Source organism: Ferruginibacter paludis (assembly GCF_030409685.1).
Classification (GTDB): Bacteria; Bacteroidota; Bacteroidia; order Chitinophagales; family Chitinophagaceae; genus Ferruginibacter; species Ferruginibacter paludis.
In genome coordinates this window covers 488,205-504,962 of record NZ_JAUFQJ010000006.1, presented here as the reverse complement: position 1 = coordinate 504,962, position 16,758 = coordinate 488,205, and the positions used below count along the sequence as shown (strand labels likewise).

12 protein-coding genes are annotated in these 16,758 nt (G+C 40.6%); 4 read left to right on the top strand and 8 right to left on the bottom strand.

Annotation, left to right across the window (positions count from 1 at the left end; all coding sequences use genetic code 11):
- Positions 1-11: 11 nt before the first annotated feature.
- Positions 12-3,011, bottom strand: a complete 3,000-nt coding sequence (locus tag QWZ08_RS12645) for a SusC/RagA family TonB-linked outer membrane protein (RefSeq protein WP_290337784.1) — start codon at positions 3,009-3,011, stop codon at positions 12-14.
- Between the two features lie 566 nt (positions 3,012-3,577).
- Here QWZ08_RS12645 and QWZ08_RS12640 point away from each other — a divergent pair.
- Both QWZ08_RS12640 and QWZ08_RS12635 read left to right on the top strand, forming a co-directional pair.
- Positions 3,578-4,129 (top strand): hypothetical protein, encoded by a 552-nt coding sequence (locus QWZ08_RS12640; protein WP_290337783.1) that lies wholly within the window; start codon positions 3,578-3,580, stop codon positions 4,127-4,129.
- A 178-nt stretch (positions 4,130-4,307) separates the two neighbouring features.
- The gene (locus QWZ08_RS12635) at positions 4,308-4,904 is read left to right on the top strand and encodes a phosphatase domain-containing putative toxin (RefSeq protein WP_290337782.1); all 597 of its coding nucleotides are present in this window, start codon (positions 4,308-4,310) and stop codon (positions 4,902-4,904) included.
- A gap of 62 nt (positions 4,905-4,966) precedes the next feature.
- Here QWZ08_RS12635 and QWZ08_RS12630 read toward each other — a convergent pair whose 3' ends face one another.
- Positions 4,967-5,953 (bottom strand): DUF4062 domain-containing protein, encoded by a 987-nt coding sequence (locus QWZ08_RS12630; RefSeq protein WP_290337781.1) that lies wholly within the window; start codon positions 5,951-5,953, stop codon positions 4,967-4,969.
- Positions 5,954-6,609: 656 nt separating this feature from the next.
- Positions 6,610-7,938: an adenosylhomocysteinase gene (gene ahcY, locus QWZ08_RS12625; protein WP_290337780.1), complete on the bottom strand. Its 1,329-nt coding sequence runs from the start codon at positions 7,936-7,938 to the stop codon at positions 6,610-6,612.
- Between the two features lie 116 nt (positions 7,939-8,054).
- Between ahcY and QWZ08_RS12620 the strand changes: the two genes are divergently transcribed.
- Complete coding sequence (locus tag QWZ08_RS12620) at positions 8,055-8,552, top strand: Lrp/AsnC family transcriptional regulator (RefSeq protein WP_290337779.1); 498 nt, start codon at positions 8,055-8,057, stop codon at positions 8,550-8,552.
- Between the two features lie 99 nt (positions 8,553-8,651).
- Here QWZ08_RS12620 and QWZ08_RS12615 read toward each other — a convergent pair whose 3' ends face one another.
- From QWZ08_RS12615 to QWZ08_RS12600, 4 genes are all read right to left on the bottom strand, one after another.
- Positions 8,652-9,401: a LytR/AlgR family response regulator transcription factor gene (locus tag QWZ08_RS12615; RefSeq protein WP_290337778.1), complete on the bottom strand. Its 750-nt coding sequence runs from the start codon at positions 9,399-9,401 to the stop codon at positions 8,652-8,654.
- A gap of 1 nt (position 9,402) precedes the next feature.
- Positions 9,403-11,229, bottom strand: a complete 1,827-nt coding sequence (locus QWZ08_RS12610; RefSeq protein WP_290337777.1) for a histidine kinase — start codon at positions 11,227-11,229, stop codon at positions 9,403-9,405.
- 250 nt (positions 11,230-11,479) lie between these two features.
- The gene (locus QWZ08_RS12605; protein ID WP_290337776.1) at positions 11,480-11,971 is read right to left on the bottom strand and encodes a hypothetical protein; all 492 of its coding nucleotides are present in this window, start codon (positions 11,969-11,971) and stop codon (positions 11,480-11,482) included.
- 117 nt (positions 11,972-12,088) lie between these two features.
- The gene (locus QWZ08_RS12600) at positions 12,089-14,758 is read right to left on the bottom strand and encodes a valine--tRNA ligase (protein ID WP_290337775.1); all 2,670 of its coding nucleotides are present in this window, start codon (positions 14,756-14,758) and stop codon (positions 12,089-12,091) included.
- 271 nt (positions 14,759-15,029) lie between these two features.
- Between QWZ08_RS12600 and QWZ08_RS12595 the strand changes: the two genes are divergently transcribed.
- Positions 15,030-16,022, top strand: coding sequence for a cation diffusion facilitator family transporter (locus tag QWZ08_RS12595; RefSeq protein WP_290337774.1), 993 nt, complete (start codon positions 15,030-15,032; stop codon positions 16,020-16,022).
- A gap of 15 nt (positions 16,023-16,037) precedes the next feature.
- Here the strand turns inward: QWZ08_RS12595 and QWZ08_RS12590 are convergent, their stop codons facing one another.
- On the bottom strand, positions 16,038-16,751 hold the full coding sequence (locus QWZ08_RS12590) for a VIT1/CCC1 transporter family protein (RefSeq protein WP_290337773.1): 714 nt from the start codon (positions 16,749-16,751) through the stop codon (positions 16,038-16,040).
- Positions 16,752-16,758: the final 7 nt, after the last annotated feature.

The following is a 16,758-nucleotide window of genomic DNA, read 5'->3' as shown; positions in this document are numbered from 1 at the left end:
GTTGAGGTTGATTAAAAGGTTACGTTCAATCCAAAGGTTACTCTCTTTAAAGTTGGATACTGGGCCCCGCTGACATCTGCGCTTGAATTAGCATCTGCAGAACTGATAGTGGAAACCTCGGGGTCCCAGCCCTGGAATGTAAATTTGGTGTACAAATTCTGGCCTTGTACAAATACCCGTAACGCCTGAATTTTTAACTTCTCCAATAAAATGCCTGGTATAGAATAAGCCAGTTGCACATTGCGTAACCTGAAGAAATCGCCCTTCTCAAGATATCTTGTTGTTTGACTTTGGGTGGTTTCCGTAATTCTTGGAAAGTTGGTTACCTGGCCAGGCGTAGTCCAGGCATTGATACCATTTTTTGCAAAACCGGATGAAGCGTAGCCTGAATTTTCTACGTTGATACGGGCATTGTTGTAAATATAATTTCCCGCAGATATAACTCCAAAGGCAGACAACTCGATCCCCTTAAAATAAAAGCTGGTTGTTACGCCGCCATTGTGGGGTGCATCGCTGGTGCCCAGTACTACCAGGTCGTTTGCATCATACTCTTCAGTAATAGTTTTACCATCCGCTTTCAGGTATTGAGAGTTACCATTTGCGGGATTAACGCCAACAAAAGGCACCAGGTAAAAACTGTTCAATGGCTTACCCACTTTCAAAGCCTGGAAACTTTTATACAGCTGAAAATCCTGTTTATCGGGCAATGATTTGATGGTGTTTTTATTGTAAGCGTAGTTAAGGTCTACTGCAATTTTGAAGTCTTTGGTATCTACTATTTTTACTCCAAAAGTGATTTCTATTCCTTTGTTTTCCATGCTGCCATTATTGCTCAATATGGCGCCGCCACCGCCGCTTGTGCTGGGAACAAAAGGAGAGAAGTACAATCCTTTGGTTAAGCTCCTGTATACTTCAACCGAAGTACGCAACCTGTTTTTAAACAGTTCAATGTCAGCACCAATGTTGGCAGTACTTCTCTTTTCCCAGGTAAGGTCTGCGTTACCCAAGCCGCCTATCTGCAGGGTGCCTGCACCACTGTAAGTTCCCCTGCCATAGCGTTGTTTATAAGGAAAATCGCCAATGCCATTTTGATTACCCACGCTGCCATAACTGGCTTTTAATTTTAAATAATTAATTGCTTTTACATTAAAAAATCCTTCATCACTCACAATCCAGCCACCACCTACAGAACCATATTTTGTCCAACGGTGTTCAGGGCTTAGTTTAGACGAGCCATCTGTACGACCGGTAACAGTCAGGTAATACCTGTTTTTATACGCATAGTCAATAGAACCAAAATAAGACATTAACGCACTATTTTCCGGGAACCCGCCACCAACAACCGGAATAAAGCCATTGGAAACGGTACCCGCCACAAGACCTGCTTCATTATCAAACGGAAGCAGCAAGCCATAACCGGTATAATTAAAGCTTCGTCCCTTGTTGCTAACAAACTCAGCAAATGCAGAAGTTGAAATGCTGTGGTTGCCGGCTTTATCAAGAAATGTGCGATAGTTTAAGCTGTTGGTGATGGTATATTTTGTACGCCTGTCCAGGCTGCGGCTCACTTGACCGTTGAGCCTGAAAGCCTCGCCGAAGGCATCGTTCTGCAATGCACTTTGGGTGCCGTTTTTTGTTATGGCAAAGCCTTCAGATTGTGAATAATCAAGGCCGCTGTTGATTTTGTAAGTCAGGTTTTTTACCCAGGGTAGTTTCCATTCCAGGTACATATTGCCGGAGCCTTTTAACTGTGCACTGGAGTTTTTATTTTCTTTCAATTCTTCAACGGGATTTATCCAGAAAGGAAATTGTATGGAGTTGGTATATCCTCCGGTTGGGGTGAAAGGCTTTTCGTAAGGCAGCGCCCATATTACCGTGTTAAGTGGTGAACCTACCCCGGAATTTCCTTCTGAAGTACCCGTAAAATCAGACCAGCCGGTGGCCAGGTTTGCACCGAGTTTAACGTTGTTTTCTGTATGGGCTATGTTTAGCCTGGCGTTGTATTTTTTAATGCCGGTTGCAATAGTGATGCCCTCCTCATTATAGTATCCTAATGAACTATAAAAGGTTGTTTTTTCACTGCCACCAGAAAGTGATAACTGGTGTGACTGGGTATTGCCTTTTCTGAAAACATAATCATCCCAGTTAACGTTTATTTTGCGAAGGTCTGCAACCTGGGCGTCTGTCCAGCCCCATGGGTTACCTGCAATCTTTGTTTCAAAATCGAGTTTCTCCTGCGTGTTCATTAACAGCAGTTGATTTTTTGGAAGCCTGGAAGTACCGGCCTGTATATCATAATTTATTTTCAATTTGCCGGCCTTACCTTTTTTGGTGGTAATTACAATTACGCCGTTTGACCCTCTTGAACCATAGATGGCAGTGGAAGCTGCATCTTTTAACACGGTGATGGTTTCAAAATCATTCTGGTTCATGGAACTAAAATCTGAACCCCGTATTTCAACGCCATCCAATATGTACAAGGGATTGGTAGAGCCGTTGATGGAACCTTTTCCTCTTATCACAACATCGGCACTTCTGCCCGGTTGGCCGGAGCCTGTTTTTACATTCAAGCCTGGCGCCTGTCCCTGCAAAAGCTGGTCAAAAGATGCGTTGGGCTGCGACCGCACATCATCTGCTGATATTACAGATGCGGAGCCGGTGTTGGAACGTTTTGAACGGGTAACATATCCTGAAATAATAACTTCAGACAATACCTTATTACCCTTTTCCATTTTTACACTGAAGTCTCCGGTGTTAGCCGGCAACTCTATTTCGCTGTAATCTACAGAAGAGAAAATGAGTGCTTTTGTTTTAGCTGGCACTACTACTTTAAAACTGCCGTCGGCATTGGTAACTCCTATAGAGGCACCGTCTTTTATTCTGATGGTAACGGCCGGCAGCGGCGTTCCATCTTTTAAGTCTGTTACTTTACCTGTAAGGGTCTTGTTTTGTGCTGAAATAAAAGCAGTTAACACAAACAGGTTAATCAGCAGGAGCAGATTTTTTTTCATTTAAGTTAGTTTGGTTCTGTTAAAAAAGAACAAACAACTTATGATTGTATGTGGTTCAAAATAATGACATAATTTTTTTACTAATGTTATCTTATTGCTCAATTTTTGTTGAATTGAATATGTTTAAGATACTTTAAAATAAATAATTAAATAAGTAATATTAATAGGTCAAGAATATGTGATACTGCTACTCCAGGTATGATTGGATTATTCAGCGGCGATAAGCTGATTCCGGCTTTGCCATGAGAATAATGGTAAAAATTTAACAATGGATATATTTTGACAGCCGCCCGTGTGTTAATTATTGCCGTAAATTGCACTGAGTCCTTTTGAAAATGAATGCACTTCTGCTGCAGGAGTTTTTTCTGCGTTTCGTTTCCGGAGTATCCGGTGTATCTGCCGAGCGTTTATATTTTACCGCACTTTGTTCATCATACTGCAACTAACTACGACGTCTTAATTTAAATGATTGATACAAGTGACGGACTGGAGGATGACAGAATATAATGGCTCATTTTTCATTTCGGGTCTCAATAATTTGTAAACAAATCTTTGCTTCAAAAAAAATGAATTCCAAAACACTAAAAAAACAGTCCTGTAGAAAACAGATTTTTTACACAACTACCTTCATGTTGCTGTACATGGTAATTGCCTTACAGGCAAAGGCCCAAATTATTTCTCAAACAAATGCAGCGATTGATTCAGCCAAATTAACAGACAAAGAATATACTTGTGAAGATTCTCTGTGGAATCATGTTTTTATGAAGTACAGGCTGCGCATGATTGAACGTTGCAAACAAGTAACTGGTGTAATAATGGGCACAAAAAAATCAGGTGACGGAGATGTACATTTTCTGTTGAAACTGGATGCAGGACAGGAAAAACTGCTGAACACAAAAAACATAACAAAACAAGAAGGGTGCCTGGTGTTAGAACCCATCTGCATAACTAAAGTAGTTAATTTTTTTGTTGGAAAAGCTTGCGTAGGATATGTCAATAAGGTGACCATACCAAAAGTGGGCGACCATGTTGAGGTGACCGGTAGTTTAGTAAGAGACGGCGTACATGGCTGGAATGAAATACATCCTGTTACAAAAATTACGGTAACAGCAAAATGAAAATAGTCACCCGGCGATGCCTGGAGTTGGAAGGTGGCATGGCAAACTAAAGCATCTATCAGCGCAGGTAGCTGTTTATTGCCCGTTGTTTTTTAGTTGCAACCCAGGCCAGTCTTGAAAATAACAACCTGCATCCCGGAAGTTGCACAATCTTTTTATTCATCACAATATAGCGTCAATGAAAAGGAACCTGATTAAATATTTTATGCTTGGCATGGTTGCAGTTTTTTACCTCAATGCATTTTGCATCGGGCAAACAGAAAAAATAAGACCTGCAAACTGGGCAGTGAAGATTAATTCTACTTCATTGGGCAACTTATATCGACTGAACGATAGTATTTACAGAAGTGAACAACCACGGAAGAAAGCTTTCCAGGATTTGTCTGTGATGGGTATTAAAAGTGTGCTGAACCTGAGAAACGATTTTTCTGATTCAGACCTTCTGTCTTCCACTACCATTCAGGGTTTCAGGGTAAGTATGAAAGGGGGCCATTTTTCTGATGCTGAAATAGTTGCTGCTTTAAAAATACTTTTAAGTGCGCCCAAGCCATTGCTGGTGCATTGTAAACATGGCGCCGACAGAACAGGGGTGGTAATAGCCATGTACCGCATGATTTTTGAAGGCTGGACAAAACAAATGGCGCTTGATGAATTACTGAACGGTGGATATCATTTTCACCGGCGATACAAAAATATTCCTGTATACATCAACAGGGTAAACCTGGCTGCTATCAAAAAACAAGTTTTGGCGGATACTGTTTCGACAGACCGTTGAATACTTAGGCGATGTCAAAAAGTAACCATTGGCAGAAAGATGAAAACAACAACGTACAACAATTAGTTGCTTCCTAATAATTCTGGTAATGAAAGTGTTTCCAAATTTGGTTGACGAATATATGTTTGTTGGTATCGCCTTCCATCAATATCTGCATAGCCTACGACAATTTGAAAAGAAGGGTTTATTCGATAGTCAAATTTATCGCCAAGAAAAATATTTAGCATTGCGTTTGCTTCAATGTCATTTTTGTTTATGATTAAATTTATTTCGCCATTTATATTTCCTGTAGTAACTATCAAACTAAAAGCCATTAATCCTATGTTGTAAAGACGGATTATTTTGTTTGTTGCTGATGGCTGAATTATAAAATTGGGTTGAACTAATAGCTGGCGCGTCCTATTTTCGATAAATTTATTATCCTTTTTATCCTCAGAATCGATAAAATAATCTTTTATATTTTTTTCCAAATCTTGAAGAACTTTTTTCATTAAATCCTCATCGTTTTCAAATGATTTATAAAGGATTTTATCTTGTATTGTTTTTTTAAAGCTTTCTAACCTTAGAAACTCTTTTTGAATGGATTTTAAACTTTTTTCAATTACAGATATAACAGGAGCTTTTGAATAATAGTAAAGCATTCCTATTGGGAAATCTTTTTTTGATTTATCTAGTGATTGAAGTAACTCTTCTGCTGTTCCAGATTCAGCTCGTTGTACTCCAGTCAAAAGATTCTTAGTTGGAGTTCCCAGTTTATGCTTAAAAATAGTAACCACAAAATCACATTCCTTAATGAGTTTGGCATTTATTAAATCTTGCCCATATCCCGGTTGAGATGCTAAGTCTTCCCATCCATGGACAATAATTCTGAATCCACAGTGACTTTCGTGACCATCCTTCCTAAACTTTGTCTCCAAGTGATCAAGTAACATTTTTCTTTCACTTACTGCATCACTTGGGGAAGCAATTACGATATGTATTGAATCCTTATTCTTTGGATTTCTTTTCAAATCTTCGCCTTCTTTATATTTAATTTTATCTAGTTTCATTTGATTTTTGTATTCCATTTCTCCTTTCGTTGTTAGCCAGACAATGTGCGGCCCTTTATGAAAAGGATCAGAATTATTAGGTTCAAAATGGCAAACACACATTCTATTCACAGAAGGTTCATGAAAATCAATCCAGCCAAAATTTTAAATCTAAAAGTACTCTATGATAAATTCTTGATCTGCTCTCAGATTCAAGAGTCTTGTCAGATTCATTGTCATTCCTACAATGATTGAGAATTAATTCCTGAATATCGTACGGTTGATTTTTAACACTCAACAAATTTTCAAGTAAATCTTCTTTAAATGATCCTTTATTAGGCATGGATAAAATTTGTTTTTTTTACGTTGAACTATTAAATTACTACTTGATCGAACCGGCCAGTTCTTTAACATAAATTAAATAATAAGAATCGTTATAAAAATATCCCATCTTTTTAAGCTAACCAAAAATCAAAGATTGTCGAAGTTAAGCTGCCAAAATCAACCAATCCATTTAAATCCCATTCAAACAATCTCCGCTACAAGAAAAGTTCCACACAGGTATGCCGTTAAAGTGAGTGACACAACGATGATCACCAGCGTTACTACAGCCCGACACAAAATAAAAACCCGCTTCTAGAAAAGAAGCGGGCTATATTTTTAGTCTTTAAAAAGTACTAGTAACGGTAATGATCTACCTTAAATGGTCCTTCTTTTGGAAGGCCTAAGTAGGCACTTTGTTCTGGTGATAAAACATCCAGCACCACACCAATTTTTGCAAGGTGTAAACGGGCTACTTTTTCGTCCAGTACCTTTGGTAACACGTACACTTTGTTTTCGTATTTGCCGGGGTTGCAATACAATTCAATTTGGGCAAGGGTTTGGTTGGTGAAAGAAGCACTCATTACAAAGGATGGGTGACCTGTTGCACAACCTAAGTTTACCAAACGGCCTTCAGCCAAGACGATGACATCTTTACCTTCGATGGTGTACATATCTACCTGGGGCTTGATGGTATTTTTGGTGTCGCCGTAGTTGGCGTTTAACCATGCCATGTCAATCTCAATATCAAAGTGACCAATGTTACAAACGATGGCTTTATCTTTCATCACACGGAAATGTTTCTCCGTGATCAGGTCGCGGCAACCCGATGCCGTTACGATGATATCGGCTTCTTTAACTGCATCGATCATTGGCTTTACTTCAAAACCATCCATTGCAGCCTGCAATGCACAGATAGGATCAATTTCAGTAACGATCACGCGGCAGCCTGCGCCCTTTAATGAAGCGGCAGAACCTTTACCTACATCACCGTAACTTCCTACAACAGCTACTTTACCAGCCATCATTACATCCGTAGCACGGCGGATAGCATCTACCAGACTTTCTTTGCAACCATACTTGTTATCAAATTTAGATTTGGTAACTGAATCGTTTACATTGATCGCTGGCATTGGCAATGTGCCTTTTTCCATTCTTTCGTACAGGCGGTGAACACCGGTAGTTGTTTCTTCTGATAAACCTTTAATGCCGGCAACCAGTTCAGGATAAATATCCAATACCATATTGGTCAAATCGCCACCATCATCCAGGATCATGTTCAGCGGACGGTCTGCACCACCGAAGAACAATGTTTGTTCAATACACCAGTCAGACTCTTGCTGTGTTTGTCCTTTCCAGGCAAATACACCAATGCCTGCAGCAGCGATGGCAGCAGCAGCCTGGTCCTGCGTAGAAAATATATTGCAACTGCTCCATTTAACTTCGGCGCCAAGGGCGATCAACGTTTCAATTAAAACAGCTGTTTGAATAGTCATGTGCAAACAACCGGCGATGCGTGCGCCTTTCAATGGCTGGCTTGGACCATACTCTTCTCTTAATGCCATTAAACCCGGCATTTCTGCTTCAGCTAAACGGATTTCTTTGCGGCCCCATTCGGCAAGGCTGATATCTGCAACCTTATTTTTAAGGCTGAAGTCGATTGAATTTTGTGTGATGGTTGACATAAATTTTATTTTAGACAACAAATGTACCAACACAGTATAATATTCTGCACAATTTGATAACTTTGGGACAAACCTTAACAATTAGGTCTTTTTGTAGAACAAAACACTTTTAAACCATGGCCAAAGCAATTGTAAAAGAAGATTTACCTGTTGAAGAATCAACGCTTGACAACAAGGACCTGGCGATACTGCACCTGCTGCAAAAAAACGCCCGAATAACGGTGAAGGAAATCAGCGAACAGGTGCACCTGAGCACCACGCCGGTGCATGAACGCATTAAGCGCATGGAAGCGAGCGGCGTAATAAAACAGTACGCCACATTGCTGGATCATAACAAGGTAAAAAAGGGCCTGATGGTGATTTGTTATGTATCGTTAAAAGAGCATAGTAAAAAAGCCGGCGTAAAATTTATTGATGCCATGCAGGCATTGAGCGAAGTAATAGAATGCTACAGCATATCCGGCGAGTTTGATTTTATGCTGAAGGTAATGTGCGAAGACATGAATGCTTACTACAATTTTCACGTAAACAAATTAAGCCAGATTGAAAATATGGGCAAAGTGCAAAGCACATTTGTAATGGGGATTATTAAGCAAACGCATGAGCTGGTTTAATTAATAATTTGATAATCGGGCTCTTTCTTACAGGCGGATAATAATAACATTGAACCATAAGAAACCAGCAATTAAAGAAGGCTCTGTACTTATTATCCATTACCCGGCTATCATCTTTAAAAACTCTTCCTTCTTTCTTCTCGCTACTTCTATTTCGGTACCGTCCTGCATCATTACTCTTCCGCCATTGCTGCGCAGGTATTTTTGTATGTAGTTTAGATTGATGAGGTGCGAATTGTGTACCCTGTAAAAATGGTAGGGTACCAGCATGTCTTCAAAATCTTTTAATAGTTTGGTAACGGTTAATGTGCGGTTGTCTTTAAAAAATATCTTGCTGTAATTGCTGCTGCTTTCAATGTGAATAATATTTTTGATAGGAATGAATTCAAGCCCTTCCGTAGTGGCTATGGCAATTTTATCTTCCTGCGATTTTTTATCACCCAGGGAAGATTTAAGTACATCCATTCTGTCCCTGGTTTGCGGGTTCAGTAATTTATTCAGCCGTGATACAGCCTGCTGCAAATCTTTGATGGCAATGGGTTTCAGCAGGTAATCAAAGGCTGCGATGCGGATGGCTTCTACGGCATAATGGTTGTAGGCGGTGGTGAAAATAATTTCAAAATCTACCTCCTTTAATTCTTCCAGCATGCGGAAGCCATTCATTTTAGGCATTTCAATATCTAAAAAAATAACATCGGGTTTGTGGTGATTAATTAGCAGGATCGCATCTTCCGGTTTTTGCGCACTGGCAATTACCTGGATGGTGGGGCAAAATTCAGCGATCTTTTGCTGCAGATTTTGCAGGCTGCTTAATTCATCGTCAATCAGGATGGCCTTAATCTTTTCCATGTTACAATAATTTAATTTTTACTTGTACCCTTGTTCCTGCTGGCTGGTTATCCGGCGTGTGCAGGTCTGTAATTACAATATCACCAGCATCTTTTTCCGAGCCGTTAAAAATATGTACCCTGTCTGCAGTAATGGTAAGGCCTACGCTTTTATGGTGGCGCTTGTTATTGTAGTTATATGCTGCAGCCTGTTTTCTTCCAATACCATTGTCTTCAATAGTGTACAATAAAAATCCATTTTGCAGTTCTGCAGACACGGCTACAAAGCAATCTGTTTTTTCACTATGTGCAATGCCGTGTTCAATAGCATTTTCTACAAAAGGCTGTATAATCAACGAGGGTACTTTATAGTCGCCGGTTAATATAGAAGGGGCAATGCAGGTGCGGTAGGTAAATTTATTATTGAACCGCAGCTGTTGCAAATCAATGTACAACTGCAGCGATTCCATATCTTTTGCTACTGGTATCAGTTCGTTAAAACTGCTATCCAATATAGAACGGATAAGCCTTGTGAACTTATTGAGGTAATCACTCGCCAGCCATTTTTCATTCTGCATCATAAAATTTTCAATGCTGTTGAGGCTGTTAAAAATAAAATGCGGATTCATTTGTGTTCTTAACACCTGCATTTGTACCTCAGCTATTTTTTGCTTTAACGAGGCTTCACTTCTTTTCTTTTTTGCCGTACTGGTTTTATAAATAAAGAAGGCGATAACAATGGCGAATATGAGCGAAATAAATACTACCAGCAGTAAGATATTTTTAATGGTAAGATCCTGGTGCTGCAATTGCGAGAGTGCCAATAAATGCGTATTTTCAAGCTCCTTTCTTTTAATCATCCATTCCGATTCTTTGATGATTACATTGCGTTTATTGTTCTCAGAAAAGAGGGAATCCGCGGCCTTTCGGTAAATGCGGTAAAAATGCAGGGAGGAATCATTGTTCTTTTTTTCTTCCCACACAGAGGCCAGTTCCTGCGCTACGTCGGCAATGCCCTGTGTAAAACTGGTTTGTGTGGCCAGTTGTAATGCAGAATCCAGCAGTGCTATTTTTTTATTACTACTGATATTGGATAAATATTCCGCCTGGGCTAAGAAAACCTGTTGCACATTTCTTAAATCGTCTTGCTGCCTGGCCTGTTCAATGGCTTTATTAAAATAAAAAATGGCAGAATCATTATGTCCGTTAACGGCATGCAGTTTTCCAAAACCCAAATAAAATATGGACAGCACATAGCTATCGTTGGATAACAACGCATAGGGCATTCCCCTCACCAGGTCTTCCCTGGCAGCAGGATATAATTTTTCCTGCAGGTCGCATTCATGAAGCAGCTCATAGTTAATGGCAACACCCCGCCAGGCTTTTAGCTGCGAATTGATTTGTATGGCCTCCTGTGTATATTTCCTGCTTTTTTCATAATCATGCAGCACTTTTAAATTATCGCCGATATTGTTGAGCGATACCGATTTTAAACGCAGCGAACCGCAGGCTTCCGCATAGTCGATGGCTTTAAAATATGCGCTGTTACTGGCATGGTAGTTTGCGGAGTTGCTTAGTAAAATACCGAGGTTAATTTGGGCCAGGGCTTTGCCATAAATAAAATTCACGCTGTCGCTGAGGGCAGACACTTTCTCGTAATATTCAAACGATTTTTTGACGTCTTTTTCTGATAACCTATAACTAATGCGGTGTAATGTGAGCAGGTGTTGCGAATCTATGGAAGGGTGGGCGATCGTCCAGGCGATCATGCTATCTACCAGTTTGCCCTGTCCGTATGCAACGCCATAAAGAAGGCCAATGCAGCACAGCAGAATAATTTTTTTTCGCATAATGTTCTATAAACAGTTGATTGCCCAATCAATTATTTCTGTGCGTTTCACGAGGAAAACAAATATTATTTGTAAGCAGTGGCAGCAAAAATTAAAAATACAATAATTAAGGGTAGGATAAGGATTGCCTTGTATTTTATTTATTAACAGATGTAGCTGGCAATGAGTAATTTTCAGGTGTGATAATACCAAACAGAAGCCTCATGCAATATGGCTTTTGCAGTTTAAGTTTGAGGCAGGAAGATTGAAATTATTGAATGGTAATTTTTAATTCAGGCGCAAAAAAACGCCGGCCCAGTTTATCCAATACAATGATGTCAAAAAAGTAAAGCGATTCTCCTGAATGCAATGATTCGGCAATATTGGTTTGCCATACTTCCGGTAAAGGGGTGGTATCAAATTGTCTTGATACAATATCCGATTGCGGTGAAGTTTTGCCGGTTTCTTCATCTTCGGTGATGCCGATTCTTTTATAGGTAAACTGGTAAGATGCTACGGTATAAGCACTGTTTTTGCTGTCTGCTATTTTTAATGGCTGGCTGATTAAATTTTTCGCCTCGTCCACGCCAGCCACGGCCGTACTGCCGGAAAGGTTGCCCAGCAAGGTCTTTACCACCGGAGGTTTAAATTTTGCAGCCGGTTTGGCGGCAGGTTTCGCAGGCGCCTGTGCAACAGTCCTGCTACAGGTAAAAAGCGTTGCAACGAATAGTAAAGAATAAGCACAAAATTTTCTTATCATCATAACTTTAAAGATAAAACGAAATTATGGTAACAATAGTGTAACAGCTATCCCACAAGGCGCCAAAGAAAAAAAATGTATTTATTTTAACCAAAATATCTGCCGGCAGTACTACTCAACTCAATTTAACCCGGCAAGACCTTCTTCAATAGTTTTAATTCTTGCTGCAGCATCAGACAATTTTTTACGTTCCAGCTCTATCACTTCCGGCTTTGCATTTTGTACAAATTTTTCGTTGCTTAATTTCTTTTGCACGCTGGCTATAAATCCCTGCTGGTGTGCCAGGTCTTTCAATAAATCAGTTTTTAAAGCAGCGCTGTCCAGCTTCTGTTCGCTTTCTATGTAAAATTTATTTTGCTCTACTGCAACTACAATGCTGTTGGCAACTGTATCATTGGTATAAAATACAGCGGCCGCATTTACCTGTTTGCTGATGATGTTTTCAATAGCTTTAAACGCAGCGCTATCTTCAGTCTGAATGTGCAGTTGAATCGTTTCTTTCGGCTTCAGCTGGTTTTTATTGCGTGCATCTCTTAAAGCAGAAATTACCTGTTTTAATAATTCACCCTGTTGCAAAACCGGCACGGCTGCAGCAATGGTTGGTGCATCTTGCGTAACGCATAAATCAGTTGACTGCTGCCTGAGCAAATGATAAATTTCTTCTGAAACAAAAGGCATAAACGGATGAAGTAACTGCATCAGTTCTTCAAAAAAAGCAACAGTAGTATTGAATACAGCGGCTTCAACAGGTTGTTCAAAGCCGGGCTTAACCCATTCTAAATACCAGCTGCAAAAGTCATCCCATATCAATGAATAAATTGTCTTTAAGGCTTCGCTCAAGCGAAATTGATGCATCAGTATTTCCACTTCTGCTTTTACCTGGTTCAGCCTGTTGGTAAACCAGTTGATGGCAAAACTATTGGGATCAGAAGTGTCATTATTATCAGCAACTCTTGCTTCCCACATCTTAACCAGTTTTAGCGCATTCCACAATTTGTTATTAAAATTGCGACCTTGTTCCAGTGCGCTTTCATCAAACATCAGGTCGTTACCGGCAGGGGAGGATACCATGATTCCAAACCGAACCGCATCTGCACCGTAGTTATCAATCAGCGCCAGCAAGTCAGGAGAGTTGCCCAGCTGCTTGCTCATTTTTCTGCCCAGCTTATCCCTTACCATGCCGGTAAAATAAACATCTTTAAAAGGTCGCTGACCTGCATATTCGTAGCCAGCCATGATCATACGAGCCACCCAAAAAAAGAGAATGTCCTGCCCCGTAACCAATGTGGTAGACGGATAATAATAAGCAATATCATCATTGCCCGGGTGACTGATGCCTTTAAATACTTCCATCGGCCAAAGCCAGGAAGAGAACCAGGTATCCAGTACGTCTTCATCCTGCTTCAATTGCATCCCGATTGTTGCCGGTTGATTTGTATGCAATGCCTCCAGGCTTTCTGCGACATATACGTTGCCCGCTTCATCATACCAGGCCGGTATTTGCTGGCCCCACCAAAGCTGGCGGCTGATGCACCAGTCTTTTATATTTCCCATCCAATGGCTGTACGTATTTTTTAACTTCGCCGGATGAAAGGCAATGTTGTCATCACTTACAGCCGACAGTATCTCCGGATTATTGGCAATAAATTTCTGCATATCAATAAACCATTGCAGCGATAAACGGTGTTCAATTACTGCTCCGGTTCTTTCACTCGTGCCTACCTGTCCCTTGTACTCTTCTGTTTTTTCAATCAACTGTAATGCGCTGATGTCTTCTACAATTTTTTTACGCAACGCAAAACGGTCAACGCCCACATAACTCAAAACAAGTTCCGAAGGCTTGTCTTCCATCAAATTTTCTGCAGTAAATTTTCCCGAAGCATCCAGCGTGTCAATTGCTTTCAGGTTATGTTTAATCCCCAGCACGTTATCATTCTTGTCATGCGCCGGTGTAATTTTTAAAGCACCCGTACCAAAATCCATGGTAACATATTCATCTGCAATAACAGGTATCACCCTGTTGATGATGGGTACCAGTACGTTCTTACCAATAAGGTTTGTATAACGTTCGTCTGTGGGGTTTACACAAATTGCAATGTCGCCCAAAATAGTTTCAGGCCTTGTGGTAGCTACCGTAAGGCCAGCGCCATCGCCTGACGGCTGGCCATCTTTATCAGTCAGCAAATATTTTACATAATATAGTTTAGAATCAACCTCTTTAAAAATAACTTCCTCATCGCTCAACGCGGTAAGGCTTACCGGGTCCCAGTTAACCATTCTTTTGCCCCGGTAAATAAGTCCTTTACCATGCAGATCCACAAACACCTTCATCACGCTCTGGTAATAATCTTTATCCATCGTAAAGCTGGTGCGGTTCCAGTCTAAACTACAGCCCAGCTTTTTTAATTGCTGTAAAATAATACCGCCATATTTTTCTTTCCATTCCCAGGCATAGGCTAAAAATTCTTCTCTTGTTAAAGACGATTTCGCGATGCCTCTTTCCCTCAACATGCCCACCACTTTTGCTTCGGTAGCAATGGATGCATGATCCGTTCCCGGCACCCAGCAGGCGTTTTTGCCCTGCATTCTTGCACGGCGAATTAAAATATCCTGGATAGTATTATTAAGGCAATGGCCCATGTGCAGCACACCGGTAACATTTGGTGGCGGAATCACAATCGTATAAGGTTCCCGTTCATCGGGCGTGCTGTTAAAATAGCCTTTATCCAGCCAGTGCGCATACCATTTGGCTTCTGCTTCTCCGGCAATAAAATTCTTACTCAGTTCCATGTTAAAAAGGTTTTGTCCGGACTACAAAGCAGTGTGGAACACCGTTGCATCGCCCTCTTGTACCGCATACCATTGAGGTACTTTTATGATATTATAGCTGACAGCCTGCTGTTTCGCCAATGTTCGCAAAGGTACGGATTGCAGTAATAATTTAAGCAGCAAAACAGTGGTTAAACGGCTCGCAAAAAAATGGGGTTTTATTTTGCTATTTCAAAATCTTTACCCGCTTACAATCAGATACAGGTTATCTTTGCTCCCTAAAAATTTTTTCTTGTACAAAGCACAGCAGAATTTACGACTTCAAAAAATAATAACGCTTATCGGCATTGTTCTTTTTATCATGAAGGTAATAGCCTGGTATTTGACCGGTTCGGTAGCTATTTTAACCGATGCATTGGAAAGTACTGTGAACGTAGTGGCCGGCCTGATTGGTATTTACAGCCTGTATGTTAGCGCCAAACCAAAAGACACGGATCATCCTTATGGTCATGGCAAAGCCGAGTTTCTATCTGCCGCCATTGAAGGCACGCTGATATCCGTTGCAGGTTTAATTATTGTATACGAAGCTATCAATAACTTACTCCATCCGCATCCCATTCAGCAACTGGATTATGGTATCTGGATTGTGGCTGCAACAGCCGTCATCAATTATTTCACCGGCAGTGTTTGTATCAACACAGGTAAAAAAAATAATTCGCTTGCATTAATTGCCAGCGGCAAACACTTGCAAAGCGATACCTATTCTACGATTGGTATCATTGCCGGATTAGTGTTGCTGTATTTTGTAAAATTGTGGTGGATAGATAGTGCTGTAGCCATTCTTTTTGCTTTCATCATTATGTTCACCGGTTATAAAATTGTACGCACATCCGTAGCCGGTATTATGGATGAAGCCGATACTACTTTACTGGAAAAACTGGTGGTAACATTAAACGCCAACCGCAAACCCAACTGGATTGATCTGCATAACCTGCGCATCATAAAATATGGTGGTACCATTCACCTGGACTGTCATCTTACTGTGCCATGGTATATGAATGTAAATGAAGCGCATCATGAAATAGATCAGTTATCTGACCTGATAAAAAATGAATACGGCGACTCGATGGAATTATTTGTGCACTCGGATGGTTGTCTTGAATTCAGTTGCAGGATCTGCACAAAAGATGATTGCCCGGTAAGGCAACATCCGTTTGAAAAGAAGATTGAATGGACGATGGACAATATTGTTTCCAATAAAAAACATACGGTTGACACAGCCTGATTCTTTCCAATATTTTTAATGACCTTCAAATAGTTTGGCAACTCCAAAGGCAGCAGCAGCAGCGACCGCACCGATAAGCATCACTTTTACGGCGCCCATCAATGGGTTTACGCCAGTGATTTTACTTTTAAAATAGCCGAATATAAAAAGACATATCAGGGTAGCTACGACAGATATTTTTAATGCTTCGGTTGAATCAGTAACGAAAAAGTAAGGACTTAAAGGTATAATACCACCTGCTATATATGCGAGGCCAATATTCAATGCACTTTTGGTAGCCCGTTTAGGATCTGGTTTCTCAAGCCCCAACTCATACTTCATCATAAAATCTACCCAGCGGTCTTTATCCTGTGCAATTTCTTCTGTGGCCTGGTCCTGCAAAGCAGGGCTTAAACCTATATTGGCAAAAAATTCTTTTGTTTCTTCAATCTCCAGGTGGCGCTTGTTTTCAACCTCATCGTATTCTCTTTTCACCTCGCTGCTATAATGATCCTGTTCGGTTTTTCCTGCCAGGTAACCACCCAACCCCATGGCTATGCTTCCTGCGCAAATTTCAGCAATACCCGCAATCACAATAATGGTACTGCTGCTCACAGCGCCGCTCAAACCAGCCGCCAGTGCAAAGGGAACGGTAAGGCCGTCACTCATACCGATAACAATATCGGTGAGCATTTCGGAGCTCTTTAAATGGCTTTCAATATGTGTGTCGTGGTGAAGATGGGTGTCCATTCGATGG

What these genes read in the sequence shown, in the direction of transcription:
- QWZ08_RS12645 (WP_290337784.1), bottom strand. Translation starts at nt 3,011, where the DNA reads ATGAAAAAAAATCTGCTCCTGCTGATTAACCTGTTTGTGTTAACTGCT.
- QWZ08_RS12640 (WP_290337783.1), top strand. Translation starts at nt 3,578, where the DNA reads ATGAATTCCAAAACACTAAAAAAACAGTCCTGTAGAAAACAGATTTTT.
- QWZ08_RS12635 (WP_290337782.1), top strand. Translation starts at nt 4,308, where the DNA reads ATGAAAAGGAACCTGATTAAATATTTTATGCTTGGCATGGTTGCAGTT.
- QWZ08_RS12630 (WP_290337781.1), bottom strand. Translation starts at nt 5,953, where the DNA reads ATGAAACTAGATAAAATTAAATATAAAGAAGGCGAAGATTTGAAAAGA.
- ahcY (WP_290337780.1), bottom strand. Translation starts at nt 7,938, where the DNA reads ATGTCAACCATCACACAAAATTCAATCGACTTCAGCCTTAAAAATAAG.
- QWZ08_RS12620 (WP_290337779.1), top strand. Translation starts at nt 8,055, where the DNA reads ATGGCCAAAGCAATTGTAAAAGAAGATTTACCTGTTGAAGAATCAACG.
- QWZ08_RS12615 (WP_290337778.1), bottom strand. Translation starts at nt 9,401, where the DNA reads ATGGAAAAGATTAAGGCCATCCTGATTGACGATGAATTAAGCAGCCTG.
- QWZ08_RS12610 (WP_290337777.1), bottom strand. Translation starts at nt 11,229, where the DNA reads ATGCGAAAAAAAATTATTCTGCTGTGCTGCATTGGCCTTCTTTATGGC.
- QWZ08_RS12605 (WP_290337776.1), bottom strand. Translation starts at nt 11,971, where the DNA reads ATGATGATAAGAAAATTTTGTGCTTATTCTTTACTATTCGTTGCAACG.
- QWZ08_RS12600 (WP_290337775.1), bottom strand. Translation starts at nt 14,758, where the DNA reads ATGGAACTGAGTAAGAATTTTATTGCCGGAGAAGCAGAAGCCAAATGG.
- QWZ08_RS12590 (WP_290337773.1), bottom strand. Translation starts at nt 16,751, where the DNA reads ATGGACACCCATCTTCACCACGACACACATATTGAAAGCCATTTAAAG.